26 protein-coding genes are annotated in these 26,487 nt (G+C 63.7%); 11 read left to right on the top strand and 15 right to left on the bottom strand.

Features of this window, described 5'->3' with window-relative positions:
- Positions 1 to 140 precede the first annotated feature (140 nt).
- Positions 141 to 794: a transglycosylase SLT domain-containing protein gene (locus tag NE850_RS15165; protein ID WP_310698893.1), complete on the bottom strand. Its 654-nt coding sequence runs from the start codon at positions 792 to 794 to the stop codon at positions 141 to 143.
- 371 nt (positions 795 to 1,165) lie between these two features.
- Here NE850_RS15165 and NE850_RS15170 point away from each other — a divergent pair, with 371 nt between their 5' ends.
- Positions 1,166 to 1,426: a DUF6723 family protein gene (locus NE850_RS15170; RefSeq protein WP_007179885.1), complete on the top strand. Its 261-nt coding sequence runs from the start codon at positions 1,166 to 1,168 to the stop codon at positions 1,424 to 1,426.
- A gap of 111 nt (positions 1,427 to 1,537) precedes the next feature.
- The gene (locus NE850_RS15175; protein WP_232064227.1) at positions 1,538 to 2,098 is read left to right on the top strand and encodes a copper-binding protein; all 561 of its coding nucleotides are present in this window, start codon (positions 1,538 to 1,540) and stop codon (positions 2,096 to 2,098) included.
- A 103-nt stretch (positions 2,099 to 2,201) separates the two neighbouring features.
- Here the strand turns inward: NE850_RS15175 and glmS are convergent, their stop codons facing one another.
- From glmS to NE850_RS15200, 5 genes are all read right to left on the bottom strand, one after another.
- Positions 2,202 to 4,019 (bottom strand): glutamine--fructose-6-phosphate transaminase (isomerizing), encoded by a 1,818-nt coding sequence (gene glmS, locus NE850_RS15180; protein WP_007179887.1) that lies wholly within the window; start codon positions 4,017 to 4,019, stop codon positions 2,202 to 2,204.
- Positions 4,020 to 4,085: 66 nt separating this feature from the next.
- On the bottom strand, positions 4,086 to 5,447 hold the full coding sequence (gene glmU / locus NE850_RS15185) for a bifunctional UDP-N-acetylglucosamine diphosphorylase/glucosamine-1-phosphate N-acetyltransferase GlmU (protein WP_007179888.1): 1,362 nt from the start codon (positions 5,445 to 5,447) through the stop codon (positions 4,086 to 4,088).
- A 125-nt stretch (positions 5,448 to 5,572) separates the two neighbouring features.
- Complete coding sequence (gene ttcA / locus NE850_RS15190) at positions 5,573 to 6,601, bottom strand: tRNA 2-thiocytidine(32) synthetase TtcA (protein ID WP_165187175.1); 1,029 nt, start codon at positions 6,599 to 6,601, stop codon at positions 5,573 to 5,575.
- 3 nt (positions 6,602 to 6,604) lie between these two features.
- Positions 6,605 to 7,000: a dihydroneopterin aldolase gene (locus tag NE850_RS15195; protein ID WP_007179890.1), complete on the bottom strand. Its 396-nt coding sequence runs from the start codon at positions 6,998 to 7,000 to the stop codon at positions 6,605 to 6,607.
- A gap of 88 nt (positions 7,001 to 7,088) precedes the next feature.
- A complete protein-coding gene (locus NE850_RS15200) occupies positions 7,089 to 7,907 on the bottom strand; it encodes an SDR family oxidoreductase (RefSeq protein WP_310698894.1) in 819 nt (272 codons plus the stop codon).
- A 13-nt stretch (positions 7,908 to 7,920) separates the two neighbouring features.
- On the opposite strand from NE850_RS15200, the gene NE850_RS15205 reads away from it, so the two are divergent.
- Both NE850_RS15205 and NE850_RS15210 read left to right on the top strand, forming a co-directional pair.
- Complete coding sequence (locus NE850_RS15205; protein WP_310698895.1) at positions 7,921 to 9,111, top strand: class I SAM-dependent methyltransferase; 1,191 nt, start codon at positions 7,921 to 7,923, stop codon at positions 9,109 to 9,111.
- A gap of 22 nt (positions 9,112 to 9,133) precedes the next feature.
- Positions 9,134 to 9,328, top strand: coding sequence for a DUF2905 domain-containing protein (locus NE850_RS15210; protein ID WP_007179893.1), 195 nt, complete (start codon positions 9,134 to 9,136; stop codon positions 9,326 to 9,328).
- Between the two features lie 70 nt (positions 9,329 to 9,398).
- On the opposite strand, the gene NE850_RS15215 is transcribed toward NE850_RS15210, so the two are convergent.
- The 4 genes from NE850_RS15215 to NE850_RS15230 all read right to left on the bottom strand — a co-directional run bounded on the left by NE850_RS15215 (position 9,399) and on the right by NE850_RS15230 (position 14,311).
- Positions 9,399 to 10,631 carry a multifunctional CCA addition/repair protein gene (locus NE850_RS15215; protein WP_007179894.1) on the bottom strand — a complete coding sequence of 411 codons (1,233 nt, stop codon included), beginning with the start codon at positions 10,629 to 10,631 and terminating at the stop codon, positions 9,399 to 9,401.
- Entirely contained in the window at positions 10,628 to 11,281 is a 654-nt protein-coding gene (locus tag NE850_RS15220) for a glutathione S-transferase family protein (protein WP_310698896.1), read from the bottom strand. The genes NE850_RS15215 and NE850_RS15220 overlap by 4 nt, the downstream gene beginning before the upstream one ends.
- Positions 11,282 to 11,308: 27 nt before the next feature.
- Entirely contained in the window at positions 11,309 to 12,262 is a 954-nt protein-coding gene (locus tag NE850_RS15225) for a complex I NDUFA9 subunit family protein (RefSeq protein WP_007179896.1), read from the bottom strand.
- An 81-nt stretch (positions 12,263 to 12,343) separates the two neighbouring features.
- Positions 12,344 to 14,311 (bottom strand): lytic transglycosylase domain-containing protein, encoded by a 1,968-nt coding sequence (locus NE850_RS15230; protein ID WP_035517818.1) that lies wholly within the window; start codon positions 14,309 to 14,311, stop codon positions 12,344 to 12,346.
- Positions 14,312 to 14,388: 77 nt separating this feature from the next.
- Here NE850_RS15230 and NE850_RS15235 point away from each other — a divergent pair, with 77 nt between their 5' ends.
- Positions 14,389 to 14,931: a 5-formyltetrahydrofolate cyclo-ligase gene (locus NE850_RS15235; protein WP_007179898.1), complete on the top strand. Its 543-nt coding sequence runs from the start codon at positions 14,389 to 14,391 to the stop codon at positions 14,929 to 14,931.
- Between the two features lie 57 nt (positions 14,932 to 14,988).
- Here the strand turns inward: NE850_RS15235 and NE850_RS15240 are convergent, their stop codons facing one another.
- A complete protein-coding gene (locus NE850_RS15240; protein WP_007179899.1) occupies positions 14,989 to 15,501 on the bottom strand; it encodes a winged helix DNA-binding protein in 513 nt (170 codons plus the stop codon).
- 207 nt (positions 15,502 to 15,708) lie between these two features.
- Between NE850_RS15240 and pxpB the strand changes: the two genes are divergently transcribed.
- The 6 genes from pxpB (at position 15,709) to NE850_RS15270 (ending at position 22,184) form a co-directional block, all read left to right on the top strand.
- Entirely contained in the window at positions 15,709 to 16,362 is a 654-nt protein-coding gene (gene pxpB / locus NE850_RS15245; protein ID WP_165187184.1) for a 5-oxoprolinase subunit PxpB, read from the top strand.
- Positions 16,359 to 17,411 carry a biotin-dependent carboxyltransferase family protein gene (locus NE850_RS15250; RefSeq protein ID WP_007179901.1) on the top strand — a complete coding sequence of 351 codons (1,053 nt, stop codon included), beginning with the start codon at positions 16,359 to 16,361 and terminating at the stop codon, positions 17,409 to 17,411. The genes pxpB and NE850_RS15250 overlap by 4 nt, the downstream gene beginning before the upstream one ends.
- 20 nt (positions 17,412 to 17,431) lie before the next feature.
- Positions 17,432 to 18,184, top strand: coding sequence for a 5-oxoprolinase subunit PxpA (gene pxpA, locus NE850_RS15255; protein ID WP_007179902.1), 753 nt, complete (start codon positions 17,432 to 17,434; stop codon positions 18,182 to 18,184).
- Positions 18,185 to 18,460: 276 nt separating this feature from the next.
- Positions 18,461 to 19,210 (top strand): DUF969 domain-containing protein, encoded by a 750-nt coding sequence (locus tag NE850_RS15260; RefSeq protein ID WP_007179903.1) that lies wholly within the window; start codon positions 18,461 to 18,463, stop codon positions 19,208 to 19,210.
- On the top strand, positions 19,207 to 20,163 hold the full coding sequence (locus NE850_RS15265; RefSeq protein ID WP_007179904.1) for a DUF979 domain-containing protein: 957 nt from the start codon (positions 19,207 to 19,209) through the stop codon (positions 20,161 to 20,163). The genes NE850_RS15260 and NE850_RS15265 overlap by 4 nt, the downstream gene beginning before the upstream one ends.
- A gap of 215 nt (positions 20,164 to 20,378) precedes the next feature.
- Positions 20,379 to 22,184, top strand: a complete 1,806-nt coding sequence (locus NE850_RS15270) for a tetratricopeptide repeat protein (protein ID WP_007179905.1) — start codon at positions 20,379 to 20,381, stop codon at positions 22,182 to 22,184.
- Positions 22,185 to 22,398: 214 nt separating this feature from the next.
- Here the strand turns inward: NE850_RS15270 and NE850_RS15275 are convergent, their stop codons facing one another.
- Genes NE850_RS15275 through NE850_RS15290 form a run of 4 tightly spaced genes read right to left on the bottom strand, consistent with a single transcriptional unit; the run spans position 22,399 to position 26,480 of the window.
- Positions 22,399 to 23,550, bottom strand: coding sequence for a TraB/GumN family protein (locus NE850_RS15275; protein ID WP_007179906.1), 1,152 nt, complete (start codon positions 23,548 to 23,550; stop codon positions 22,399 to 22,401).
- Positions 23,543 to 24,562, bottom strand: a complete 1,020-nt coding sequence (locus NE850_RS15280; RefSeq protein ID WP_007179907.1) for a peptide ABC transporter ATP-binding protein — start codon at positions 24,560 to 24,562, stop codon at positions 23,543 to 23,545. Before NE850_RS15280 ends, NE850_RS15275 begins: the two co-directional genes overlap by 8 nt.
- A complete protein-coding gene (locus NE850_RS15285) occupies positions 24,559 to 25,563 on the bottom strand; it encodes an ABC transporter ATP-binding protein (protein WP_007179908.1) in 1,005 nt (334 codons plus the stop codon). The genes NE850_RS15280 and NE850_RS15285 overlap by 4 nt, the downstream gene beginning before the upstream one ends.
- On the bottom strand, positions 25,563 to 26,480 hold the full coding sequence (locus tag NE850_RS15290; RefSeq protein WP_007179909.1) for an ABC transporter permease subunit: 918 nt from the start codon (positions 26,478 to 26,480) through the stop codon (positions 25,563 to 25,565). Before NE850_RS15290 ends, NE850_RS15285 begins: the two co-directional genes overlap by 1 nt.
- Positions 26,481 to 26,487: the final 7 nt, after the last annotated feature.

Here is a 26,487-nt window from a genome sequence, read left to right on the forward strand (position 1 = left end):
GCGAATGGGAATGCATTGTAGAGCGGTTGCCAGATATGCGTAAAAAGCACGCAAACCCGTAGTCTTACAGGACGTGACAGTGCATCACCATGACCGCGGTGCCGTGGCGGGAAAAGGAGCGGAGGGAAACAGGATGTCGCCTAGCGCGACGTTGGAGGAAGTCCCATCGAAGACGCGACCGCGCCGTTTTTCCCGGCTGCGCCTATAGCCGGCACGGTGAACGCATCGGCCCAGTTATCCAGCGCCGCGCAGTGATCGGACACTGACTGCGCCGCGCACGCGGCGGCTTGCGCGTCTGTCTGCTGCGCCGTGTCTTGCGGTGCGGCGACCGCCGCGAAATCGCCGACCCGCAAGTTCACCTTCTGTGCATAAGCTTGCGACCCGCCGTAGCTCTTGAGCGCGGCGTTCATGTCGCCATTGGCAGAGCGCATATAGCCATACAGGATCGCCGAGCCTACTTCGATGTTCGCGGTCGGCTCGGTAAGATCCTTGACGTTCCTCAGCAACCCGCGATGCGCGCCCGGCACGACCTGCATCAACCCGGTTGCGCCGTTGGCGCCCTTGGCCTTTTCCTTGAAGCGGGATTCGATCGAGATGATCGCCAGCAGGAGCGCCGGCGGGAGGGAGTATTTCGACGCGGCGGATTGCACTGCGTCCGAAATCTTCTGAGCCTTTTCCTTTGCCAGGCCGAATTTGTGCGTCAGATACGCGGACATTCGCTCGTTGTTCTCGTCGGCCGCCGCGGTCTGTATGAGGCCGAGCGAAAGCACGATCAGGCAAAGTAACCGGCTCATAGCGGAAGATGGGAAAAGAAAGGGATCCGGGCATTATAGCTCTGCCCCCAAATTAGACCCAGAACGAGCATAAATTCGTCTTAAGAATCGCAGCCGGCCAAGGGCTCTTTTCGCATCGCAATGCGACGGGTTCGGCTTCGGGGCGTGATGGTCGTTCAGCGTGACCGGGAAAGCGGCGACGTGAAGACTACGAGAATCCGCATACCCCACGGCGACAGGAGAAGCGCCGTTTGGCTCGCCGATCCGCCGATCGAATCCTCCCGGATTTGAGACAATGAAGCCTACCGGTGAATGTCTTCCCGGGACAACCGGGTGTAGGCTTGGCGTTTCCTGCCGATGCCGGCCCATTGAACAAGCGATGCTCCCAGGTAATGAGCAAGACCGCATTTATTCCAAGCGTGCCCGCGACGTCGGAGGACGATTTCGACATTTCGGCCACGTCGAAACTCGCCGGCTACAAGCGTTTTTTCGGCGTGCTGAAAGTGGTTCGAACCACGGACGGACGCGTACTGTTTCCATTCGACGGCGCGCCCGAACTCGGGCCGTATGCAACCAAGCTGGAAGCGATCGCCGCAGCGCAGGTGTACGGCGAACATATTGTCACCAGCGACCTGGCACGCCCGGAGTTGTAGGCGCCCGCGCGTGGCGGGTTTTGAGTTGATTGCTTGCGTTATTGATCGTGATGATCACTTCGGGAGCAGAGAATGACCTGTTCGCGCAAAGTCCGCTCATGGACCGCTGTGATGTTTGGGGTAGTTGTGCTGGCGAGCGTGCTGGCCGCGCACTGTCAATCCACCTTCGCGCAGGACACCGATGCTCACGCCGGGCAACAGGCGCTGGCGCGCGCCGAGTTGATTCACGCTCAAGTCCGCGTCGTCGCAATCAATACCGCCACGAACAGCGTTACGCTGCGCGGTCCGCGCGGCAATCTGGCTGACGTGGACGTCAATCCTGCCCTCGCCGATGTCAGCCGGCTCAAGATCGGCGACAAGCTCAATGTTGCGTATCAGCAGGCGCTACTGCTTAACATCGACAGGTTATCCACCAAGGGTGTGCGCGAACGCGTGGAGACGACCGCAGCGATACCGGCTTCGGCGGGCTACGCGTCGTCGGCGCATAGCGTGAGGGTGATCGCCACGGTGTTGAAGATTGACCGCAAGAGCCGCATGGTGACGCTGCGTGGACCGAAGCATCGACAAGTGCTCAGGGCCGCGAAGGGAATTTCGCTCGATCAGTTGAAAGTGGGCGATAGCGTGCGCGCGGAGTTTGTTTCGGCGGCGGCGGTGAAATTGGTGCGAGAGTGAGGGTTGTTCGGCGCCAACCGTAGGGACGAAAAAAACCACCCGTGGGCGGGTGGTTTTTTCAACGGCGTGGCGTGGTGGTGACGTTAAACGAACACCATCCCCCTCACTCCACCGTCACCGACTTCGCCAGATTCCGCGGCTTATCCACATCCGTACCCCGCGCACACGCCGTGTGATACGCCAGCAACTGCAGCGGCACCACATGCAGGATCGGCGACAACAGGCCGTAATGCTCCGGCATCCGGATCACATGCAAGCCTTCATCGTTGACGATCTTCGTATCCGCGTCGGCAAACACATACAGCTGACCGCCCCGCGCGCGCACCTCCTGAATATTCGACTTCAGCTTTTCCAGCAGCGCGTCGTTCGGCGCCACCGTTACCACCGGCATGGCTTCAGTCACGAGCGCGAGCGGCCCATGCTTCAACTCGCCGGCCGGATAAGCCTCGGCGTGGATATACGAAATTTCCTTGAGCTTGAGCGCGCCCTCAAGTGCGATCGGATAATGCAAGCCGCGCCCTAGGAACAGCGCATGTTCCTTACGCGAAAACTCTTCCGACCACGCAATGATCTGCGGCTCCAGCGCCAGCACGCTATTCAATGCCGCCGGCAAGTGACGCAGTTGCTTCAGATACTCAGCTTCCTGCTCTTCGCTCACACGCCCGCGCAACTTGCCCAGCGTTGCCGCCAGCACGAACAGCGCAACCAGTTGCGTCGTGAACGCCTTGGTCGATGCAACACCGATCTCGCGGCCCGCGTGGGTCAGGAACGCCAGCTCGGTCTGGCGCACCATCGCGCTCGTTCCGACGTTGCAGATTGCCAGCGTATGTTTGTGACCGAGATCCTGTGCATGTTTGAGCGCCGCCAACGTGTCCGCCGTTTCGCCCGATTGGGATATCACGACGACCAGCGACTTCGGATTCGGCACCGACTCTCGATAGCGATACTCGCTGGCAATTTCCACCTGAGTGGGAATCTTCGCGATCGATTCGAGCCAGTACTTCGCGGTCAGCCCCGAGTAATAGCTCGTGCCGCACGCCAGAATCAGCAGGCTGTCGATCTCTGCGAACACCTTGCCCGCGCCCTCGCCGAATAGCGACGGATCGAACGAATCCGCTTGCGGAATCGTGTCCGTGATCGCGCGCGGCTGCTCGAAAATTTCCTTCTGCATGAAGTGACGATACGGGCCGAGTTCGACCGCGCCGCCATACGCAGCCACCTGGCGCACTTCGCGCTGCGCCTCATAGCCGTCGCGATCGGCAATGCGCACGCCCTCAAGCGACAGTTCGCAGACGTCGCCTTCCTCGAGGAAGATGAACCGTTCGGTGCTGCCCGCGAGCGCCAGCGCGTCCGAGGCAAGGAAGTTCTCACCCTCGCCGAGACCGACCACCAGTGGTGAACCCTGCCGCGCGCCGACCACCGTATGCGGCTGGTCTTTATGCAACACAGCGATCGCATACGCGCCGTGCAGTTGCCCGACCGTTTCCCGCACCGCCGCGAACAGATCGCCGCGATACAGGCTGTGAATCAGATGCGCGATAACCTCTGTGTCGGTCTGCGAGACAAACGTGTAACCCTTGCCGCGCAGCATTTCGCGCAGCACTTCGTAGTTCTCGATGATGCCGTTGTGTACCAACGCGAGCGTGTCTTTCGAGAAGATCGGGTGGGCGTTGTCCGTGACCGGCGCGCCATGCGTGGCCCAGCGCGTATGCGCGATACCCGTGATGCCTTCGAGATGGCTTTCACGCACCTGCTCGTCGAGATCGGCCACACGCGCGACGCTGCGCGCACGGCGCGGACCGTCGCTGCCGAGCACGGCCACGCCGCACGAATCGTAGCCGCGATACTCGAGGCGACGCAGTCCTTCGATCAGGACGGGAACGATGTTACGTTGCGCTACCGCGCCGACAATGCCACACATGGATCATTCCTTTTCAGTGCTAGTGCCGGGTTTCAAGGAGCGCGCCTCGTGCGCGCGTCATGCCCATCAGCTCTTCTTTTTGGTCGGGCGCACGTAGCCCGTTTTGCTCGTTTGCGTCTTGTCGTTCAGGACCAGCGCGTCCGCTTCGACGTCCTTCCAGACCGTGGTGCCCGCCGCGATCGTCACGCCGCGCTTCACACGCACCGGCGCAACCAGTTGCGTGTCCGAACCGACGAACACGTCGTCTTCGATAATCGTGCGGAATTTGTTCGCGCCATCGTAATTGCAGGTGATGGTGCCCGCGCCGATGTTCACCCGCGCGCCGATATCCGCGTCGCCGATATACGTGAGGTGATTCGCCTTCGAACCGTGACCGAGCACCGCGTTCTTCACCTCGACGAAGTTGCCGACATGCGACTCGTCATGCAGCGACGCGCCTGGGCGCAAGCGCGCATACGGTCCGAGCACGACATTCGCGCCGACCTCGGCGCCTTCGATATGGGTGAACGCGTCAATGCGCGTACCGGCGCCGATGTTCGCATTGCGGATCACGCAGTTCGGCCCGACGGTGACGTTGTCGGCCAGCGTGACGCGCCCTTCGAATACGCAGTTCACGTCGATCGAGACATCGCGGCCGCATTCCAGCGTGCCGCGCACGTCCAGACGCGCCGGATCGGCAAGCGTCACACCCGCGACCAGCAACGCGTCAGCCACGTTGCGCTGATGAATCCGCTCGAGCTCGGCAAGCTGCTGCTTGCTGTTCACGCCGAGCGTTTCCCATTCGTGGTCCGGTTGCGTGGTGACGACTTCGAGACCGGCCTCGATCGCCATTTCCACCGCGTCGGTCAGATAGAACTCGCCTTGCGCATTGTCGTTCTTCAGCGCGGCGAGCCAGTCGCCCAGACGTTCGGTCGGCGCGACGATGATGCCGGTGTTGATCTCGGCGATCTCGAGCTGCTCGGGCGTCGCGTCTTTCTGCTCGACGATGCGCGCCACCTTGCCATGCGCATCGCGCACGATGCGCCCGTAGCCGCTCGGGTCAGCGAGCGTGACGGTGAGCACGCCGTAGCCGCCCTGCCCCGCGCGATCGGTCAACGCCCGCAGCGTGCCGGCGCGCGTGAGCGGCACGTCGCCGTAAAGCACCAGCGTGGGCGCGGACGGGTCGAGTAGCGGCAACGCCTGCTGCACCGCGTGGCCCGTGCCGAGTTGCTGCTCCTGCACGGCGAATTGCACGTCCGGCGCCGCGACGGCTTTGCGCACGGCTTCGGCACCGTGGCCGATCACCACCACGAGACGCGTGGGCTCGAGCGTGCGAGCCGTGTCGATGACGTGAGCGAGGAGCGGCCGACCGGCCAGGGGATGCAGCACTTTGGGAAGCGCGGACCGCATGCGCTTGCCGGTGCCTGCCGCCAAAATCACAATGTTCATGGCACCGCAAATAGACGAGTTTGGAGCCGACGATTCTAACACGCACCCTCTAACGAAAAAGGCCGCTTTAGCGGCCTCGTTGCAAACTGGAATGGACGGAGACGCCCGTGCCACGGGCGTTTTGGTCAAAGATCGTCAAACTGGACGATTGCAATCGATTGCGCTCCGTCAAGCGCCATGCCATTACCGGCGTCGGTCGAACACGGCTCTTCGTCGAACGCAATATCGCCTTGCGGATCGGCCTCGCCGGTCGCGCGCAGAGCGGCGAACGGGAACAGCTTGTGATCCATCAAATGCGAGGGCACGACATTCGACAACGCATTGAACATATTTTCAATGCGGCCCGGGAAACGCTTCTCCCAGTCGCGCACCAGCGCCTTCATTTCCGCGCGCTTGAGATTCGGCTGGCTGCCGCACAGGTTGCACGGAATGATCGGGAATTCGCGCAGCTCGGCGTACTTCTCCAGATCGGTTTCCTTCACGTAGGCGAGCGGGCGGATCACGATATTCTTGCCGTCGTCCGATTGCAGCTTGGGCGGCATGCCCTTCAGCTTGCCGCCGTAGAACATGTTCAGCAGCAGCGTTTGCAGAATGTCGTCGCGATGATGGCCGAGCGCGATCTTGGTCGCGCCCAGTTCGCCCGCCACGCGGTACAGAATGCCGCGCCGCAGCCGCGAGCACAGCGAGCAGGTGGTCTTGCCTTCCGGCACCAGCCGCTTGACGATGCTGTACGTATCCTGATTCTCGATGTGAAACGGAATGTCGAGCTGCTTCAGGTATTCGGGCAGCACGTGCTCGGGGAAGCCCGGCTGCTTCTGGTCGAGATTGACGGCGACGATGTCGAAGTTGATCGGCGCGCGCTCGCGCAGCCGCATCAGGATTTCGAGCATCGCATAGCTGTCCTTGCCGCCGGACAGGCAGACCATCACCTTGTCGCCGTCCTCGATCATGTTGAAGTCGACGATCGCCTCGCCGACCTGGCGCGCGAGCCGCTTGAACAGCTTGTTGTTCTCGTACGCTTCCTTCTGTTCGCGGCGTGTGAGCGGCGACTTGGCGCGCGCGGCGGTTTGCGTCGCGCCGGCCGCGCCCACGGCCTCGGCGGCAGCGGCGGTTGCGGCGGTTGCGGCGCCGTTCAGGATTTCCGGAGCATTCATGGCTCAATCCTCCTTGATACGGAAGACTTCGACGCCCACCGCGTCGCAGTCGGGATAAACGTCCGGCTTTTCCGTCGACACGCGCGCCGCCCGCACTTGCGGATGTTCGAGCATGGTCTTCACGAGATCGTCGCAGAGCGTTTCCTGCAAGTGGATATGGCCTTGCTCGACGCGGCGCGAGATGGTGGAACGCATGAAGTCGTAGTCGACCACTTCGTTCAGCTTGTCGTGGACCGGCGTGGACAGCGCGAGCGGCACGAACAGTTCGACGTTGATCACGACGCGCTGTTCGCCGCGCTTTTCGAAGTCGTGCACGCCAATGTTGATGTGCACTTCGTAATTGCGCAGAAAAAGCCGGCGGCAATCGGCGAGCCGGGGATGCGAAAGAGCGGCAAACATGTTCGTTCCAGTCGAAAAAAGCGTGCGGAGCACGCAAAGGGGCGCGTCAAACGACGGCGGCCGCCAGAGTGGCGGCTCGCCGTGCGCTTCAGGCGCCCATCAAAAACATAACGTCACGCGGCAGCGGCACGAGGTGCTGCCCGCCGTCGACCACCAGCGTCGTTCCGGTCACGCCCGCTGCGTCCGCGAGATACAGCGCGGCGGCGACAATATCCTCGGCCCGCGACGCGCGGCCCAAAGGCGTAGTACGGTGAGCGGCTTCAAAACCCTCCGGCGTCTGATCGCCGGATTGCATCGTCAAACCGGGCGCGAGCCCGACCACGCGCACTTTCGGCGCCAACGCCTGGGCCAGCGCGACGGTGGCTGTCTGCAACGCCGCCTTGGTCAGCGTGTACGACAGGTAATCCGGGTTCATGTTGTACAGCTTCTGATCCAGCACGTTGATCACCACGCTGCGCAAGCTTTCGTCGGCGCGCGCGGCCTCCGGCGTCAACTCGTACAAACCGCGCGCCAGCACCAGCGGCGCGCCGAGGTTCATCGCGGTCAGCTTCAGCAGCAGCTCGTAACCGACGGTGTACGCCGTGTCCTCCTCGAAGCGCGAGGCGTTGTTGACGATACACGAGGGCCGGCCCAAGGCGTCGATACAAGCCGGTAAAAGCCGCTGGACTTGCGCCTCGTCGGCCAATTCCGCGTGCAGCGCGACCGCCCGGCGGCCCAGGGCGGTGATTTCTGCGACCAGTTCGTCGGCTTGCGCACCCGAGGCGCCGTAATGGACGGCCACGTCCCAGCCACGCGCGGCAAAACCGAGCGCGAGCGAGCGCCCGATACGGCGGGCGGCGCCGGTAATCAGCACGACGCGCGGCGTGTCAGGCGCGCGGGCGGAGACGGTGTCCAGAGAGGCGGTCATTTACAATGCGGGGATGAATCCGAAAGCTCACCAACCCGATAGTTTACCTGCTCCCGGCCCTAGCGCGCTTGCGCAGTCCGAAGCGCTGGTCGCGCAGATCCGTGCGGAGCTCGAAGCCGCCGGCGGCTGGCTGCCGTTCGACCGCTACATGGAACGCGCGCTGTACGCGCCGGGACTGGGCTATTACAGCGGCGGCGCCCGCAAATTCGGTCTGCGCGGCGACGACGGCAGCGACTTCGTCACCGCGCCGGAACTGTCGCCGCTGTTCGCCGCAACGCTGGCGCGCCCGATTGCGGAAGCCTTGCAGGCGAGCGGCACGCGCAACGTGATGGAATTCGGCGCCGGCACCGGCAAACTCGCCGCCGGCCTGCTCGATGCGCTCGACGCGTTGGGTGCCGAATTCGACAGCTACTCGATCGTGGATCTGTCGGGCGAACTCCGTGAGCGTCAACGCGAGGCGATCGAGGCCGCGGTGCCGGCGCTCGCCGCCAAAGTGCGCTGGCTGGACGCGCTGCCGGAGCGGTTCGAAGGTGTGGTGATCGGCAACGAGGTGCTGGACGCAATGCCTGTGCGGCTGTTCGCCTTCACCGGCGGCGCCTGGCACGAACGCGGCGTGGTGTGGCGCGACGAAGCGTTCGCATTCGACGACCGGCCCGTGTCCGCCGCGGCGGATCTCGCGCTGCTGTCGGAAATCGACACAGCCGGCGAAGACTACGTGACGGAGACGCACGAAGCCGCCAGCGCATTCACGCGCACCATCTGCACGATGCTTGTACGCGGCGCGGCCTTTTTTATCGATTACGGTTTTCCGCGTCACGAGTATTACCACGCGCAGCGCGCGCAAGGCACGTTGATGTGCCATTACCGGCATCGTGCGCACGGCGATCCGTTCCTCTACCCCGGCTTGCAGGACATCACCGCACACGTTGAATTCACCGGCATCGCCGAGGCGGGCGTCGAGACGGGCGCGGACCTGCTGGGCTTTACGTCGCAAGCGCGGTTTCTGCTCAATGCGGGAATCACCGAGGCGCTGGCGGAGATCGATCCCGCGGACACCAAACAGTATTTGCCCGCGGCGAATGCGGTGCAGAAGTTGTTGTCGGAAGCGGAGATGGGTGAACTGTTCAAGGTGATTGCCTTCTCGCGCGGACTGGACGATACGCTGCAAGCATTCGCGAGCGGCGACCGGTCGCATACCCTGTGAATTTCCGCATCAGGAACCGACGATGATCCGCTGGCTGTTGACTACGTTTATTGCCGTGGCGGTGTTGTCGTCGTGCTGGCCGTGGCTCAGAAAAATTGGCATTGGCCGCATGCCGGGTGACGTAACCTTGCGCCTCTTTGGGCGCGAGTACCCGTTTCCGTTCATGTCGACGCTGGTGTTGTCGATGGTGTTGTCGCTTCTGGCCAGACTGCTCTAGGGTCCGCTGCCTTTAGCGGCGGCAATGGCGTGGGCCTCACGCTTGCCGCCGCTCTCGCAACCTGAAGGTCTTAGCCGAGGACCGCTTCCACGGCCCGGACCCGCTCCTGATGCACGGCGTCCTTGATGCCGGCCGGCGCGTCGGCGAGCCGTTTGGCCACGGCGCCGGCATCCACGCCCCGCGCCGCGACGAGCGCCACTCTCAACCGCTCAGCCTGCGGATAGTCCCGCATCTCAAACCCCAGCCGCCCACGGGCATCGGCTTCACAGGCCTGCAAGGCTTCAGCAAAGCGCGCGGGTTTGCGGATCGCGTCGCTGCGCTCGATCAGCCTCACCAGCGCAGCAGCACCCATTTCCATCACGCGATGAATGTTGCCGTGCTCGCGCGCAACCAGCAGCGCGAGATCGCGGCAATCGTTCGGCACGCGCAGCCGCTCGCATAAAGGCTTCAGCAGATCCACACTGCGCCCTTCGTGGCCGATATGCCGCGGCAACACGTCTTCGGGCGTGGTCGCCTTGCCGAGGTCATGCGTCAGCGCCGCAAACCGGACCGGCAATGTATAACCCTGCTGCGCTGCATGGTCGACTACCATCATCACGTGCACGCCCGTGTCCACTTCGGGATGATAGTCGGCGCGCTGCGGCACGCCGAACAGCGCGTCGATTTCCGGCAGAATCCGCGCCAGCGCACCGCACTCGCGCAGCACCTCGAACATGCGCGACGGCTTCTTTTCCATCAGACCGCGCGACACTTCCTGCCACACGCGTTCGGCCACCAGCGCGTCCACTTCGCCGTCGGCCACCATCTTGCGCATGAGCGCCAGCGTCTCCGGCGCGACGGTGAAGTCCACAAAGCGGGCCGCAAACCGGGCGATCCGCAAAATCCGCACGGGGTCTTCGAGAAACGCGTCACTGACGTGGCGGAAGAGGCGCGCCTGCAAATCACCCTGGCCGTTGAAGGGGTCGATCACCGGGCCGGTCAACTCGCCGTCCGGACGCACTTCGCGCGCCATTGCGTTGATGGTCAGATCGCGGCGCGCGAGGTCTTCTTCCAGCGTGACATCCGGCGCATAGAAAAACTGGAAACCGTGATAGCCGGCCGCCGTCTTGCGCTCAGTGCGGGCGAGCGCATACTCCTCATGAGTCTGCGGATGCAGGAACACCGGGAAATCCTTGCCCACCGGACGGTAGCCTTGCGCCACCATCTGCTCCGGCGTTGCGCCGACCACCACGTAATCACGATCCTGCACCGGTACGCCCAGTAACTCGTCGCGGATCGCGCCGCCTACTGCATAGATGTTCATGGGCATACGTCTTGATAAGCGATCGCATACGTTTCGCTCAGCGCGTCGTCGATCCACGCTTTCACCGCCGGCAGTTCCGTCACGCGCTGCACGTAAGCTCTGGACACGTCCGACAGCGCCGGCTGCCAGGTCCGGAAGCGCATCACGACCGGCGCGTACATCGCATCGGCAATGCTGAATTCGCCGAACAGAAACGGGCCGCCATAAGTGTCCAGACAGTCGCGCCAGATTGCCTCGATCCGCGCGACATCGGCCAGTGCGCCCGGCGTGGCGTTCTTGCCCGGGAACGACGCGCGAATGTTCATCCACATGTTCGAGCGCAGCTCGCCGAAACCCGAGTGCATTTCCGCGCTCACACTGCGAGCGTGGCTACGCGCCGCCGCATCGCGCGGCCACAGCGCATGCTGAGGGAAACGCTCAGCCAGTGTTTCGGCGATCGCCAGCGAATCCCACGTGGGTGTACCGTCGTCGCCGATCAGACACGGGATCTTGCCCGGCCCCGACGGCGCGTGCGCGAGCACTTTCGAATTGGTGTCCGGCTGATTCAGATGGATCAGCACTTCCTCGAACGTAATGCCGAAATGTTTGAACAGCAGCCACGGACGCATCGACCATGAGGAGTAGTTCTTGTCACCTATAAGCAGCTTCATGCTTTGAATAAGAAATGAGAGAAAAAATCAGCGCCCCGCGCTCGCGCGAAACGTGTCGAAACGCGAACGTGTCGACGCGCCAGTCAGATAGATCGGCGCGATCGTTTCGATGCTGGCCGGCTCGATGCCGAGTTCAGGCGCAAGCGGTCCGCTCAACACATTATCGACCTTCATCGAATCGAGATTGTCGCGCGAGATCACCGGCTCGCCGGGCGCCATTTCGAAGGTCAACGCCTGCAGGCGCGCGAACGCTTCCGGCAGGCGGATGATGCGCGCATGCTTGCCGATCACATCGCCGCAATACTTGACGAGATCTTCGAGCGTATAGACGGTCGGACCGCCCAGTTCGTAGGTGCGGCCGCCGGCTGCATCGAGATCGAGCACGTTGACGATCGCCTTGGCCACATCGCCCACGTACACCGGCTGGAATTTCGCATCCGGCATGGCGAGCGGAATCACCGGAAACATCCGCTGCAGGAAGGCGAACTTGTTGAGGAATTGATCTTCAGGTCCGAACACCACCGACGGCCGGAAAATCGTCCATGCGAGATTGGCCGCGTGCACGGCCTTCTCGCCGTCGCCCTTCGAGCGCGTGTACATGCTCGGGCCGTTCGGGTCGGCGCCCAACGCGCCGACATGCAGCAGCCGGTGCACGCCCTTGCCTTCGCACGCGGCCACGATTCTGGTGGGCAACTCCACGTGCATTCGCGCGAACTCCGGACCATACGGCGTGCCGCGTTTGCCGTGCAGCGTGGCCACGAGATTGATCACGCAATCAGCGCCCTCGACAAAACGCGCGAGTTGAACCGGATCGAACACGTCCGCTTCGATCACGTCGATGGGCAGGAGGGTGAGATGGCGTGCGTTGTAGCGTCGCCGGGTGGCGATGCGCACGTCTTTGCCCGCTTCGACGAGCGCGTTGACGAGATGGCTGCCGATAAACCCGGAACCGCCGATGATCGCAATAGCTTTGTGTCGCATTTTTCGACTCCCTGGTGGAAGCCGCGGCAACGGCTGGCGTGGCGCGCCGCCGCTCGAAACGAGACGGCGGCGGCACGGCGCTTACGGTGCGATGTAACCCAGACGCGCCTTCAGCGATTGCGGACGGCCTTCGAACAATGCCGCATAGTAGACCGTGTTGGACAACACATTCTTAACGTAGTCGCGCGTTTCCTGGAACGGAATCGCCTCGGCGAAGATCGCGCCTTCCACCGGATGCTGCAACGATTGCCGCCAGCTACGCGGACGGCCGGGCCCTGCGTTATAGCCTGCGGTGGCCAGCACGGCGGACCCGTCGAACTGATTGTAGATCATCGACAGATAGTTCGTGCCCAGCAGGATATTGGTGTTGATGTCGTTCATCTGTTCGCGCGAGATCGGACCCAGGCCGATCTTCTTCGCGACCAGTTGCGCGGTGCCCGGCATCAACTGCATCAAACCGCTCGCGCCGACTTCCGAGCGCGCATTCATGATGAAGCGCGACTCCTGGCGAATCAGGCCATAGGCCCATTCCACATCCAGCCCATTCGACTGCGAATCGCGCTCGACGATATCCTTGAACGGCGACAGATAACGCAGCGAGAAATCGTGCTCGGTCTTCGTGCGGTCCGCCGTGTTGACGGTGCGGTCATACAGCTGGATACGGCGTGCGTATTCGGCGGTGGCGAGCAGTTGCCGGTCGCTCATGTTGCGCAGCGGCCAGTTCCATTCGCGATTGCCTTCGAGCCGCAGATTCAGCGCATAGAAGCGCTGCGCCAGATCGAAGCCGGGCGTGTTGCCGGCCTGTTGCACTTCGGCGTCGGTCACCGTGGTTTTCGGCGGAACCGTGATCTTCTGGCCTAATTCTTCCGCGGCCAACTGGCCGTAGAAGTTGTAGCCCTGCGAGATCGACTCGAATTCCTGGTTGGCCGTGCTCGTGTCGCCCGCCTGCTTGAGCGCGCGTGCATGCCAATACACCCACGACGGCTGATTGCGCAGCGCCGCCGGCATCTGTTCGATCGACCAGCGCACCATCGTCCAGTCGCCCGCGAGCAAGGCGGTGCGGGTGCGCCATTCATACGCCGGGTTCGACAGCGGCGCATTCACCGACAGGCGATACCAGTCCACCGCGCCCGGCATCTGCTTGGCCGCTGCCTGATAAGCAATCGTGCCCCAGCCGATGGCGCGCTCCGGCGAACTCAGCGACGGCGCCACCGACGCGAACGTGGCCGCGGCCATGGCCGGGTCGTTGCGCGCCATGCGCGTGATGGCCAGCAACGCGAGCTGATGCGACTGCGTATCCGGCCCGACACCGCGCGCCAGCAGCAACGGCGGCGTGGTGGTGGCCTGATTGAACAGCACCGGGTCGGGCGGCTGGTTGCTGAGCGCGTCGACGAGCTTCGCGCCCGTGTTGGTGTAGTTCTGTTCGTAGGCGAGGCGGATCTGTTGCCACACGTCGGTGGAACTGAACTGCTGGTTGATGGCGAGCGCGTTGATCAGATCCACGCAGCCGTCGCCGTACCATTTCGGATCGACGAGCAGCGCGCGGGCCGCGTCGGCCACGTTCTCGCCGCGCGAGGCGCGCGATTCGAGCGCGTAGCACTTCACCTGCGTGTCGTCGTTCAGCACGAAGCGGGCGTATTGCTGATCGAAATTGCGCCAGTCGTGCCGCGCACCTAGCACCGTGAGATAGTCGTTGCGCAAGCGGTCGGCGATCGCCTGGCCGTCGTACTTCTGCAGGAAGCTCAGCACCGGCGCGTCCGGCGCGTCGACCCGTGCGTGCCCGCCAGAATCGAACAGCTGCGGCTTGATCTGGAAGTACTCCAGATATGAAGGCGCCGGATAGCTCGGGATCATGCTCGCCAACTGCGCGGCGCGCGCCGCGTCGTTACTGCGGGCCGCCTCGCGCAGTTGAACGAAGATCTGGTCGTCGTTCGTGAGTTGCGAAAGAGGAACGGGCTTGACGGCGGAGGCCGTGCTGCACGCGACGAGTGCCGCGGCGGCAAGCGCCAGACCGGCCGCGCGATATACTCGGTAAAGGCGTTTTGACATCGTTGTTTCTGGAGCGCGAATTGAACCCAAGCATAGCATGCAACCCTGCCGCGGAATCGAAAAAGGCACTGCGTAAAATGCTATTGGAAGCAAGGCTGCAAGCGGCTTCCGAGCCCGCGCGCAATAGCGCGCTCGCACGGCACCTGCTCGATGCGTTGAAGCAGTACGACGTGAACAGCGTGGGATTCTACTGGCCGCTCGCCGGCGAATTCGACGCCCGCGCCGCGATCTCGATCTGGCTTGCGGCAAGCACGCAGCGTGAAGCGAGTTTGCCGGTGGTCAAGGAGCGCGGCGTGCCGCTCGAATTTCATGCATGGACGCCCGATACGCCCATGAAGATCGGTCATCACAAAATCACCGTGCCGGCTTCCGGGCGGGTCGTGATTCCCGAGCTGCTGTTCGTGCCGTGCGTCGGTTTCGACGCTCACGGCTACCGGCTCGGTTATGGCGGCGGCTATTACGATCGTACGCTGGCTGCGTGGCCGGGCGCGAAAAAGCCCATCACCGTGGGTATCGCGTACGAAGCGTGCCGCACGCCGGCATTGCGGCGCGAAGCCCATGACATTCCACTCGACCTGATCGTCACCGAGGCGGCGCTCTATCCGCACCCGGCGGATTAAGCGTTTGGTGAGCGCTGCACGAAGCGGCTGCGCCGCCGCCGCGCAAACCGGGCTGCGTTATAAAGACGCGGCCGCCCGCGCGGCCGTGTCGTAGAGACCGGACGCGTTGCGCATCAGTTGCGCCGCTTCGCCGATCTGCTCGTTGGTCAGGCCGCTTTCCTTGAGCGTCGAAATCAGACAGCTCTCGCGCACCTCGCGATATTTCAGACAGAGTTCGCGGCCGGCCTCGGTCGCGGAGAAGAACACTTCCTTGCCGGTCTTTTCGCTTTTTACATACCCTCTAGCTACGAGCTTCTTCAACGCGTAGGTGGCGACGTGCGTGTCTTCGATGTTCAGCACGAAGCAGATGTCCGCCAGTTTCTTGCGGCGCTCGCGATGGCTGACGTGGTGCAGCAGCGAGACCTCGATGGCGGTCATGTCCTTGTCGCCGGCCGCCGACATGCAGCGCACCATCCATCGGTTGAATGCGTTGCCTGCCATGATGAGCGCGTACTCGAGTTCTGACAGCTCCGCGCTGGTCTCGGACACGAGATGTTCCGAGGAGACGATCTTGGTGGGATGGCGCGACATGGCGAAGATTCTCGAGAGGCAGTTTGGGAAGGTGTCGGGAGTGTACGACGAGCGCCCGATCCAGGGGAGCCTGGCAAAAACGCTTATTGATAAATTGTTGATATTTTATTGATAATGTACGCTTCAATCGTCGTCCATCCGATGCCGATAGCTGTTCAAAGGGTACGCTGTGCCCGAATCCTCCGACTCGATCTGGGCTGTTAATCCATGAGCCAACCAAGAATCTTTCCGCTCGGCGATACCGCGCTAGTCTGCGAAGCGCCGCCGCCGGCCACGCTGGAATGCCAGCGTCGCGTGTGGGCGGCCGCCGAAGCCGCGCGCGAATGGCCGCATGTGCTGGAAGTGGTGCCTGGCATGAACAACCTCACCCTCGTTTTCGATCCGCTCGAAGCCGACCGCGACGCCCTGGTGAGTCACCTACAGGCGGCCTGGAATGCGGTGAGCGACGCGCCTGCGCCAGGCCGCGAAGTCGAGATTCCGGTGCAGTACGGCGGCGAGTTCGGCCCCGATCTGCACGAGGTCGCCAATCACACGGGCTTGAGCGTGCGCGAGGTCGTCGAACGTCATTCGAAGGGCGACTACGTGGTGTTCTTCCTCGGCTTCCAGCCGGGCTTCGCCTATATGGGCGGACTCGAAGCCGCGCTGCACACGCCGCGCCGCGCGTCGCCGCGGCTCGAAGTGCCGGCCGGGTCCGTCGGCATCGGCGGCGAGCAGACCGGCATCTATCCGGCCACCTCGCCCGGCGGCTGGCAGTTGATCGGCCGCACCGAACTGCCGCTGTTCGACCCGACGCGCCGGCCGCCCACGCTGCTGCAGCCGGGCGACCTGGTGCGCTTCACCATCGCGGGGATACACGCATGATCGATGTGATTCGCGCGGGTCTGCTGACCACGATTCAGGATCTCGGCCGCCACGGCTATCGGCATCTGGGTGTCGCGATGGGCGGCGCGCTCGATCGTCTGTCGCTCGAAGTGGGCAACCGGCTGGTCGGCAACCGCCCCGATGCGGCGGGACTCGAAATCACCTTCGGTCCGACCGTGCTGCGCTTTCTGCGCGCCACGCGGGTGGCGATCACCGGCACCGAATTCGGCGCGACGCTCGATGGCAAACCCGTCTACTCGTGGTGGAGCCTGCCGGTACAGGCCGGCCAGGAACTGGTGCTGAACGCAGCCAAACGCGGCATGCGCGGTTATGTGTGCGTGGCGGGCGGCGTCGACGTCCTGCCGATGCTCGGCTCGCGCAGCACCGATCTCGCCGGCCATTTCGGCGGACTCGGCGGCCGTGCGTTGCGCGACGGCGACCGTCTGCCGGTTGGCGCACCGCCGCAACGCGGCCATGCCGGCTTTACGCCCGAGGCGCCGGAGTTCGGCGTGAAGGCGCCCGCCTGGTGCAAGTTCGTGCTGGTTCACGAGCCGCTGCGGCGTGGCCGTCATCCGTCGGGCGTGCCGTGGGCGGTGCCGATCCGTGTGCTGCGCGGACCGGAATACGAGAGCTTCACCGACGAAGCCCACGAATCGTTCTGGGCCGATGAATGGCTCGTCACGCCGAACAGCAACCGCATGGGCTACCGCCTTGCCGGCGCCGAGCTCAAACGCACCCGCAAAACCGATCTGCTTTCGCACGCGGTCTTGCCCGGCACGATTCAGGTGCCGCCGAACGGCCAGCCGATCGTGCTGATGAGCGACGCGCAAACCACCGGCGGTTATCCGAAGATCGGCGCCGTGATCCAGGCCGACCTCTGGAAGCTCGCGCAGGTTCGCCTGAACGCATCCGTCCGCTTTATCCCGACGACGCCCCACGAGGCGCGTCAGGCTTTACTCGAAGAACGCACGTATTTGCGGCAGATCGACGCCGCGATCGCGATGCATGAAGAACGCTGCGCGCGCCGGTCGGCCGTCGCGACGCTGTGATACTGAGGCAGAGGAACACCATGGAAATCGATTTGAACGCCGATCTGGGCGAAGGCTGCGGGTCCGACGAGGCACTGCTCGATCTGGTCAGCTCGGCGAATATCGCGTGCGGCTGGCACGCGGGCGGCGCCAATGCGATGCGCGACTGCGTGCGCTGGGCGGTGCAGAAAGGCGTGTCGATCGGCGCGCATCCAAGCTTCAATGATCCGGAAAATTTCGGCCGCAAGGAAATGGATCTGCCGGCCAACGACATCTACGCGGGCGTGCTGTATCAACTCGGCGCGCTGTCCGCGATCGCCCAGGCCGAGGGCGGGCGCGTCGCGCACGTCAAGCCGCACGGTGCGCTCTATAACCAGGCCGCGCGCGACAGCAGGATCGCCGACGCGATCGTTTCGGCGGTGCACGATTTCGACCCGTCGGTGGCAGTGTTCGCGCTCGCCAACAGCGGACTCGTGACGGCCGCGCGCAACGTGGGTCTCACCGCCGTCGAAGAAGTTTTCGCTGACCGCGGCTATCGCGCGGACGGTTCGCTGGTGCCGCGCAAAGAACCCGGCGCGTTGCTCGACGACGAAGACAAGGTGCTGGCGCGCACGCTCTCGATGATTCGCGAGCAACGCGTGCAGGCCGTGGACGGTCAATGGGTGCCGCTGAACGCGCAGACCATCTGCCTGCATGGCGACGGCCCGCATGCGCTGGCATTCGCGCGGCGCATCCGCGGCGCGCTCCAGGACGCCGGCATCGAAGTCCACGCGGCCGGCGCCGCCCGCGCCTGAACGTCGGCACGGGCACAAGCCGGACGCGTTCATCCGGGCACGAGCCGGACAGCGCGACTCAACCCCTGCGCACCTTCCAACGCCCCGCCTGACGCGGGGCGTTGACCAGGTACAGGACGCATTGCAGTACCCGCAGTCGATCAGCAGGTGCAGGTGTAGTTCGAAGCAGACGCGGCCATCAAGAGCCGCGGCAACAAGACGGCGCCCGGACCATCAGGCGCCGGCCCACGTTAGCCGCCACAAGCGGCAAGGTTGAAACCCTGTTTGGAGATCCAGATGCAGACAACAGTCAGTCTATGGCCGCTCATTGGCGTGGCCGTCATCATCGTCGGCTTTTTATTGCGGTTCAATCCGATGCTGATCGTGGCGGTCGCCGCGATTATCACGGGCCTCGCCGCGCACTTCCCGCCTGAAAAGATTCTTGCCGAGATCGGCACGGGCTTCATCAAGACGCGCAATATCCCGTTGATCATTCTCCTGCCGCTTGCCGTCATCGGTCTGCTCGAACGGCATGGACTGCGTGAACGGGCGCAAGCGTGGATCGGCGGCATCAAGGCCGCGACCGCCGGGCGTCTTCTGATCGTCTACCTGCTGGTGCGGGAGTTGACGGCGGCGGTCGGCCTGACCGGACTCGGCGGCCATCCGCAGATGGTGCGTCCGCTGATCGCGCCGATGGCCGAAGGCGCGACCGAAACGCGCTTCGGCAAGATCAGCGACGCGGTGCGTTTCAAATTGCGCGCCTTCTCCGCGGCGACCGACAACGTGGGCCTCTTCTTCGGTGAGGACATCTTCGTCGCGTTCGGCGCGATCGTGCTGATGACCACCTTCCTGAAGGAAGCAGGGATCATCGTCGAGCCGATTCACGTGGCGGTGTGGGGCATTCCGACCGCTATCTGCGCGTTCATCGTTCACGGCTTCCGGCTCTATCTGCTCGATCGCAAACTCGAACGCGAGCTGCGCGGCAACGCCGTGGCGGGCAACCCCGCTGTTTCGTCGACGCAAACCGCCGCAGGAGACAAAGCATGACGCTCACGATCACCTATCTGTTCTGGCTGCTGGGCGCGGTGCTGCTCGTCGTCGGCGGCATGATCGTCACGGACAGGGATCACCCGCGCCGTTTCACCGCCGGCGGTTTCTGGATTCTCTACGCGCTGATCTTCCTGATCGGCGACAAGCTGCCGCCTTCGGTGGTCGGCGTGCTCGTCATCGTGATGGCGCTGATTGCGGGCTTTGGCGGCGTGACCGCGGGCAAGCCGAAAGTGCTGTCGCTCGAAGCGCGCATGGCGAGCGCCGCGCGCCTTCGCAACAAGCTGTTCGTGCCCGCGCTGACGATTCCGGTCGTCACCGTGATCATCACACTCTCGGCGAGTCATCTCGTGTTCGGTGGCATGCCGTTGATCGAGAAGGCCAATGTCACGCTGATCGGATTCGGCATCGGCTGCGTGATCGCGCTCGCGATTGCCTGCGTGATGACGCGCGACACCGTGGGCCAGTCCATGAAAGAAGCGCGCCGGCTGGTCGATGCATTGTCGTGGGCCGCGGTCCTGCCGCAGATGCTCGGCATGCTCGGCCTCGTGTTCTCGGACGCCGGCGTCGGCAAAGCTGTGGCGCATGTGACCACGGCCTACATCAGTCTCGACTATCGCTTCATTGCGGTGGCCGTGTACTGCATCGGCATGGCGCTCTTCACCATGGTGATGGGCAACGGCTTCGCCGCATTCCCGGTGATGACAGGCGGTGTCGGCGTACCGATTCTGGTAGGCGTGTTTCACGGCAATCCGGCGGTGATGGTCGCGATCGGCATGTTCAGCGGCTACTGCGGCACGCTAATGACGCCGATGGCCGCGAACTTCAACATGGTGCCGGCCGCGCTGCTGGAATTGCCCGATAAGAACGCGGTGATCAAAGTGCAGATACCCACGGCGCTCACCTTGCTGGTCGTGAACATCTTCCTGCTGAATTTCCTGATGTTCCTGTAGGACTCTTACTTTCGCAATCAATAAACACTGACGTATCGCAGGATCTTTCTGCGATACGTTAGTGAAATGGACACACTGCACGACAGGGATGCCGCCGAATTAGGAAGCGTCCGATCGTCGGGAAACGGAAGGCGAGCCTACGATGCTGAATCGTCTCCCATCCACACGCGCCGGCACGCGCAGCACGCACTGCCGACGCTCTCCCGCAGGTTTCCATGGAACATCAGTCCCAGCCTGAGCGCGCGCACGCCGCACCGCCGCACACCGCCTATCTCACCGCATTGATCGACGCCGCCCTCGAAGCGCACCAGGCCGGTCGCCTCGACTCCGCCGAATCGTTTTACCGCGAGGCGCTCACGCTCGATAGCGCCCATACGGGCGCACTGCACTACTTCGGCGTGCTGCACTATCAGCGCGGCGCTCACGACATCGCCGCCAGCTTGATGAGCCGCGCGCTCAAACTCGACCGTCACGATGCCGCCTGCTGGAGCAACCGCGGACTCGTGGCGGCCGCGCTCGGCCATCTCGACGAAGCGATGATCTGCTACGACCAGGCGCTGCAACTCCAGCCCGATTTTGCCGACGCGCACAACAACTTCGGCGCCGCGTTGCAAGCGCAAGGCGCGTTGCTGGAAGCGGTCGAACATTACCGGCTGGCGCTGGCGTCGAACCCCATGTTGCTCGACGCGCATTTGAACCTCGGCACGGCGCTGAACAAACTCGCTCGTTTCGACGAAGCGCTGGCGTGCTATCGCCACGTTCTGTCGCTCGATCCTGCATCGGCTGAAGCGCACTTCAGCGCGGGTAATACGCATCAGGCGCGAGGCGACCACGGCGCGGCGATCGCCAGCTTCGAGCAAGCCGTGGCGCTGCGTGCGGATTACGCGGAGGCACACGTCAACCTGGGCAGCCTGATCGGCAAGCTCGGCGACTATGCGGGCGCCGAATCGCATTACCGGCGCGCGGTCGCGCTCAAACCGATTCCGACTCATCTCGTGTGTCTGGGCGGATCGCTCGGTGCGCAAGGGCGCCTCGACGAAGAAGAAGGCTTCTATCGCCAGGCGCTCGCGCTCGATCCGCACTACGCAGATGCCCATCAGAATCTCGCGTGGCTGTTGCTCAAGCGCGGCGACTACAAGCAGGGCTGGGCCGAATTCGCGCTGCGCTGGCGCAAGACCGACTACGACGCGATCGCGGTGCCGGGCGTGCCCGAGTGGCGTGGCGAGCCGCTCGAAGGGCGCCGCCTGCTGCTGGTCGGCGAGCAGGGTTTTGGTGACCACTTCCAGTTCATGCGCTTTGCAAACGTGCTTGCCCAACGTGGCGCAAGCGTCGACCTCTGCGTGCGGGAACCTCTGTTACCTTTGGTCGAACGCGTAGCGGGCGTGCATCGCGCGTATAGTGGCGAGCCCGACGGCGACTACGATTTCTGGGTGCCGATGATGAGCATTCCGTCCTGCCTCGGCATGGATCTCTCCACCCTTCCTGCGGACGTGCCCTACCTGTCCGCCGACAAGACAAAGATCAAGGCATGGCGCAAGCGGCTCGGCGCGGCCGACAAATCGAAGCGCAAGGTGGGGGTCGTCTGGGCCGGCAGCCCGACATTCGGCAACGACCGCTATCGGTCGATGACACTGACCGACCTGAGCGCGCTCAGCGAGTTGAAGAACGTGGCCTGGTACGCGCTGCAAAAAGGCCCGGCGCATGCGCAACTGGCCGGCGCGCCGTCGGCTTTCGGCGCGCACGATTTCACCGCCGAGTTGAACAACTTCGAAGACACGGCCGCGTTGATCATGAATCTCGATCTGGTGATCGCGGTGGACACCGGCGTTGCGCATCTGGCGGGGGCGTTGGGCAAACCGGTGTGGTTGCTGTTGCCCGCCAATTCCGATTGGCGCTGGCTGGAGTCGCGCAGCGAATCGCCGTGGTATCCGGGGATGAGGTTGTTCCGGCAAGCGGTGTTGGGGGATTGGGCGCCGGTGGTCACGTGCGTGGCCGAGGCACTACGCAACGGCACTCTCTGAACGCCACACGCTGCGTTCAGGCCCGACACCTCTGCGCAGCGTCGCTCACATCTCGCGTAAAGGCACCTATGGCTGCGTGTTCCGCGAGCAGTTTGCGGCACACGTCAGCATCGGACTGGCGCCTCAGATAACGGTTCCGGTCATGGCCGAACGGCCTATTCCGTTTAGGACGCTTGGGCCCTTGCGTATGTTTCGTCCTGGGTTCCGACGAATGTCACCCCGCCTCCACCACAAACCCGCGCTGCCGCAAAAGCTCCAGCACGCCTTTGCGGCCACCCAGATGCAATGCGCCGATCGCCACGAACACCGGCTTGTTAGGCGCGGCGATCAGCAGCATTCGCGAAACGAAGCGCCGGTTGCGGTCATAGACGATCTTGTTATCGATCGAATCGGAAATACGCTTATCACGCGCGAGTTTTTCGGATTTCGCAGCCTGCCAGGCAGCGATCGCATCCGCATCGCCCACGCGCCACAGACGATGCAGAGTCCGCACGTCCTCGACATTTTGCGCCGGCGTCTGCACCAGATCCTGCGCCAGCATCTCCCGCTGCTGCGCGAGCGTCAGCCCCGTGAACGCGCGCATCTGCTGCGGCAAGGTCTCGAGACCGACAATCTTGCCGCGCGTGCGGATATACACGTTCTGTAACTGCGCTTCAGAGCCGTACTCGGTCTGCAGGCCGGCACTCAGAGAATCGTAGGTTTCGACCAGCAACGAAGCGAGCCACGGCCGCATTTTCTTGATCGCGTCCAGTGCCGCCGGGTTACCGCGTAACCGTACGGCCAGCTTGTGCCACAAAGGCTCGGGCAGCAAACCCGGCAGACAGTCGCGCCGGCAAACGCCATACTTCGAGACATCGTCTTGCGAAACGAGCAGTTCGTCGGGTGAGAGTTCGAGCGCCAGCGTCGGCGAGGCAGCCAGTGCGCCGAGGATCGGTGCGCGAAAGGGCTGATTGGCGGGGTAGTCGGCGGGATCGCCGACGTGCAGCGTGCCCAGCACGTAGATGGTGGTCGTGCCGCGTGTCGCGACATAGAACGGCATGCGCGCCGGCTGCGCACGCACTGGGCCGCTTGCCGTGGTGCCCGGCGAGGCGGGCGGCGGATTGAAACCGGGCAAGCTCGCGCGCGGCGGCGCCGGCATGTTGGGCACCGGCAGCGCCGGACGTCCCGCCTGTGAGGGTGCGTTGGCAGCTGCGCCGGCGGCATGCGCGACACCGATCGCTGCCGTGCCCAGATGAAATACAGAACAAACGGCGAGGAGCGCGGCACCGGTCAGTGCACGCGCCCTCCAGCGCCGCGTGAAAGCAGCGCCAGGGTCGCCATCACGCAAGCGGCACGTAAGACGACGCGCCGCCAACCCATCAGGCATCCACGTCCCCCACCTCCTCGGCACGGTGACACGACACCTGGCGGCCATCCACTTCGCGCAGCTTCGGTTCTTCGCTGCGGCAGCGGTCGATCACGTATGGGCAGCGCTGATGAAACGTGCAACCCGACGGCGGATTCAGCGGCGACGGCATTTCACCTTGCAGCTTGATCTTGATGCTGCGATCCGCTTCGAAGATGGAAGGCGTGGCCGACATCAGCGCGCGCGTGTACGGATGACACGGCTTCGAGAAAATCCGCGTCTTGTCGCCGAGTTCCGCCACGCCGCCGAAGTACATCACCATCACATCGTCGGCGATATGCTCCACCACCGAAAGGTTGTGCGAGATGAACACGTAGCTGGTCTTGAACTGCTCCTGCAGATCCATGAACAGATTCAGAATCTGCGCCTGGATCGACACGTCGAGCGCCGACACGGGTTCATCGGCCACCACGATCTGCGGATCCAAAATCATCGCGCGCGCAATCGCCACGCGCTGCCGCTGGCCGCCGGAGAACATATGCGGATAGCGCTTCGCGTGTTCCGGACGCAGTCCGACAGTGCGCATCATCTGCGCGATCCGTTCGGCGCGTTCGGTCGCGCTCAGTTGCGTGTTGATCGCGAGCGGCTCGCCGAGCGTCTGCTCAACGGTCTTGCGCGGATTGAGCGAAGCAAACGGGTTCTGGAACACCATCTGCACGCGCCGCCGCAGCGCCGCGATCTTCGCGTGATCGGCGCCGGCCACGTCTTCACCGTCGATCAGCAGGCGGCCCGCGCTGGGCGCTTCGATCATGGTGAGTTGACGCGCGAGCGTCGATTTGCCGCAGCCGGATTCACCGACCACCGCCAAGGTCTTGCCGCGTTCGAGCGCGAACGAGACACCGTTGAGCGCCTTCACCGTGCCGGATGCGAACATGCCGCGCTTGACCGTGTAGTAACGCGCGAGCTTGTCGGCCACCAGCACGTGATCGCCCGCATGATCCGACTGGCGCCGCGTTTCGGGTACTGCGTTCATCGTGCGCCTCCATGCGTGTGAACGTTGGCGTCGCCGCTCAGGTTCAGGGGTTTGATGCAGCGCACGCGCGCCACTTCGGCGTGACCTTGCATCGGCGCGAGTGCGGGACGCGCCTTCGTGCAGTCGTCGACCACGTACTTGCAGCGCGGTGCGAAGAGACACCCCTTCGGGCGGTCGTCGCGGCCCGGCACCATGCCCGGCAGTGCCGCGAGTCGCACGGCTCCGACATTGTGCTCGGGAATCGCCGCCAGCAACGCTTCCGTGTACGGATGATGCGGCGCGGCGAAAATGTCTGGCACTTTGTTCGTTTCGATCACTTCGCCAGCGTACATGACCGCGACGCGTTGCGCGACCTCGGACACCACCGCCAGATCGTGCGAGATCAGCACGAGCGCCATGCCGCGTTCCTTCTGCAGCTTGATCAGCAGTTCCATGATCTGCGCCTGGATCGTCACGTCGAGCGCGGTAGTGGGCTCATCGGCGATCAGCAGCTTCGGATTGCAGGCAATCGCCATTGCGATCATCACGCGTTGGTTCATGCCGCCCGACATCTGATGCGGGAACGAACTGATACGGCTTTTCGCATCCGGAATGCCGACCTGATCGAGAAGTTCCAGCGCGCGTTTGTCCAACGCGCTGCCGCGCAGGCCTTCGTGCAGCTTCAGCACTTCCTTGATCTGATAGCCGACCGTGTAGCTGGGGTTCAGACTGGTGAGCGCGTCCTGGAACACCATCGCGATGTCTTTGCCGACGATCTTGCGGCGTTCCTTCGCCGATGCCTTCAGCAGGTTCTTGCCGTTGAAGGTGATTTCGTCGGCCGTCACTTTGCCGGGTGCGTCGATCAGGCCCATCAGCGCCATCATCGTCACGCTCTTGCCCGAGCCCGACTCGCCGACTACGCCGACCACTTCGCCCGGCGCGATATCGAGGCTGATCCGGTCGACGGCGGGCAGTCCGTTGAAGTCCACCGCGAGATTGCGGATGGTTAATAAGCTGGTCATTACGCCATCCTTTTCAGTTTCGGGTCGAGTGCGTCGCGCAGCCCGTCGCCGAGCAGATTGATGGCGAGCACCGAGATCAGGATGGACAGACCCGGCATGGTGACGATCCACCAGGCGCTGTCGATGTAGTCGCGCGCCGAGGCCAGCATCGCGCCCCACTCCGCCGAAGGCGGTTGCACGCCGAGGCCGAGAAAGCCGAGCGCCGCGGCGTCGAGGATCGCCGACGAAAAGCCCAACGTAGCCTGCACGATCAGCGGCGCGGTGCAGTTCGGCAGCACTTGCGAGAACATCAGACGCAAGGTGCTGGCGCCCGCCACGCGCGAAGCCGTCACGTATTCCTTCTGCAACTCGCCCTGCGCCGACGCACGCGTCAAACGCACATAGCCTGGCAAGGCGACGATCGCGATGGCGAGCATGGTATTGACGAGACCCGGGCCGATGATCGCCACCACCGCCACGGCGAGCAGCAGCGACGGCAACGCGAGCAGCACGTCCATGATGCGCATGATCGGCGTGTCGGCCCACTTCTCGAAGAATGCCGCGATCAGCCCGAGCACGATGCCCGGAATCAGCGCGAGCACCACCGAAACGAAGCCGATCCAGAACGACAGCCGCGCGCCGTACATCAGACGCGAGAGGATGTCGCGGCCCGCTTCGTCGGTGCCGAGAATGAACTTCCAGTTGCCGCCGTCGAGCCATGCGGGCGGAATCTTCACGAAGTCGCGGTATTGCTCGATCGGGCTGTGCGGCGCGATCAACGGCGCGAAGATCGCGACGAAGATCAACAGCAGCACGACGATGCCGGCGCCGACCGCGCCACGGTTACGCGAGAAATTCGCCCAGAATTCACGGGCGGCGATAGCGCGGCCGCTTGGGGGCGTGACCGACTGGGGGACTGTGTTTTGTATGTCTGCCATGGTCGTG

The sequence above is a fragment of the Paraburkholderia sp. USG1 genome, assembly GCF_031570135.1.
In the GTDB taxonomy this organism is placed as follows: domain Bacteria; phylum Pseudomonadota; class Gammaproteobacteria; order Burkholderiales; family Burkholderiaceae; genus Paraburkholderia; species Paraburkholderia dioscoreae.

What these genes read in the sequence shown, in the direction of transcription:
- NE850_RS15165 (WP_310698893.1), bottom strand. Translation starts at nt 794, where the DNA reads ATGAGCCGGTTACTTTGCCTGATCGTGCTTTCGCTCGGCCTCATACAG.
- NE850_RS15170 (WP_007179885.1), top strand. Translation starts at nt 1,166, where the DNA reads ATGAGCAAGACCGCATTTATTCCAAGCGTGCCCGCGACGTCGGAGGAC.
- NE850_RS15175 (WP_232064227.1), top strand. Translation starts at nt 1,538, where the DNA reads ATGTTTGGGGTAGTTGTGCTGGCGAGCGTGCTGGCCGCGCACTGTCAA.
- glmS (WP_007179887.1), bottom strand. Translation starts at nt 4,019, where the DNA reads ATGTGTGGCATTGTCGGCGCGGTAGCGCAACGTAACATCGTTCCCGTC.
- glmU (WP_007179888.1), bottom strand. Translation starts at nt 5,447, where the DNA reads ATGAACATTGTGATTTTGGCGGCAGGCACCGGCAAGCGCATGCGGTCC.
- ttcA (WP_165187175.1), bottom strand. Translation starts at nt 6,601, where the DNA reads ATGAATGCTCCGGAAATCCTGAACGGCGCCGCAACCGCCGCAACCGCC.
- NE850_RS15195 (WP_007179890.1), bottom strand. Translation starts at nt 7,000, where the DNA reads ATGTTTGCCGCTCTTTCGCATCCCCGGCTCGCCGATTGCCGCCGGCTT.
- NE850_RS15200 (WP_310698894.1), bottom strand. Translation starts at nt 7,907, where the DNA reads ATGACCGCCTCTCTGGACACCGTCTCCGCCCGCGCGCCTGACACGCCG.
- NE850_RS15205 (WP_310698895.1), top strand. Translation starts at nt 7,921, where the DNA reads ATGAATCCGAAAGCTCACCAACCCGATAGTTTACCTGCTCCCGGCCCT.
- NE850_RS15210 (WP_007179893.1), top strand. Translation starts at nt 9,134, where the DNA reads ATGATCCGCTGGCTGTTGACTACGTTTATTGCCGTGGCGGTGTTGTCG.
- NE850_RS15215 (WP_007179894.1), bottom strand. Translation starts at nt 10,631, where the DNA reads ATGAACATCTATGCAGTAGGCGGCGCGATCCGCGACGAGTTACTGGGC.
- NE850_RS15220 (WP_310698896.1), bottom strand. Translation starts at nt 11,281, where the DNA reads ATGAAGCTGCTTATAGGTGACAAGAACTACTCCTCATGGTCGATGCGT.
- NE850_RS15225 (WP_007179896.1), bottom strand. Translation starts at nt 12,262, where the DNA reads ATGCGACACAAAGCTATTGCGATCATCGGCGGTTCCGGGTTTATCGGC.
- NE850_RS15230 (WP_035517818.1), bottom strand. Translation starts at nt 14,311, where the DNA reads ATGTCAAAACGCCTTTACCGAGTATATCGCGCGGCCGGTCTGGCGCTT.
- NE850_RS15235 (WP_007179898.1), top strand. Translation starts at nt 14,389, where the DNA reads ATGCTATTGGAAGCAAGGCTGCAAGCGGCTTCCGAGCCCGCGCGCAAT.
- NE850_RS15240 (WP_007179899.1), bottom strand. Translation starts at nt 15,501, where the DNA reads ATGTCGCGCCATCCCACCAAGATCGTCTCCTCGGAACATCTCGTGTCC.
- pxpB (WP_165187184.1), top strand. Translation starts at nt 15,709, where the DNA reads ATGAGCCAACCAAGAATCTTTCCGCTCGGCGATACCGCGCTAGTCTGC.
- NE850_RS15250 (WP_007179901.1), top strand. Translation starts at nt 16,359, where the DNA reads ATGATCGATGTGATTCGCGCGGGTCTGCTGACCACGATTCAGGATCTC.
- pxpA (WP_007179902.1), top strand. Translation starts at nt 17,432, where the DNA reads ATGGAAATCGATTTGAACGCCGATCTGGGCGAAGGCTGCGGGTCCGAC.
- NE850_RS15260 (WP_007179903.1), top strand. Translation starts at nt 18,461, where the DNA reads ATGCAGACAACAGTCAGTCTATGGCCGCTCATTGGCGTGGCCGTCATC.
- NE850_RS15265 (WP_007179904.1), top strand. Translation starts at nt 19,207, where the DNA reads ATGACGCTCACGATCACCTATCTGTTCTGGCTGCTGGGCGCGGTGCTG.
- NE850_RS15270 (WP_007179905.1), top strand. Translation starts at nt 20,379, where the DNA reads ATGGAACATCAGTCCCAGCCTGAGCGCGCGCACGCCGCACCGCCGCAC.
- NE850_RS15275 (WP_007179906.1), bottom strand. Translation starts at nt 23,550, where the DNA reads ATGCCTGATGGGTTGGCGGCGCGTCGTCTTACGTGCCGCTTGCGTGAT.
- NE850_RS15280 (WP_007179907.1), bottom strand. Translation starts at nt 24,562, where the DNA reads ATGAACGCAGTACCCGAAACGCGGCGCCAGTCGGATCATGCGGGCGAT.
- NE850_RS15285 (WP_007179908.1), bottom strand. Translation starts at nt 25,563, where the DNA reads ATGACCAGCTTATTAACCATCCGCAATCTCGCGGTGGACTTCAACGGA.
- NE850_RS15290 (WP_007179909.1), bottom strand. Translation starts at nt 26,480, where the DNA reads ATGGCAGACATACAAAACACAGTCCCCCAGTCGGTCACGCCCCCAAGC.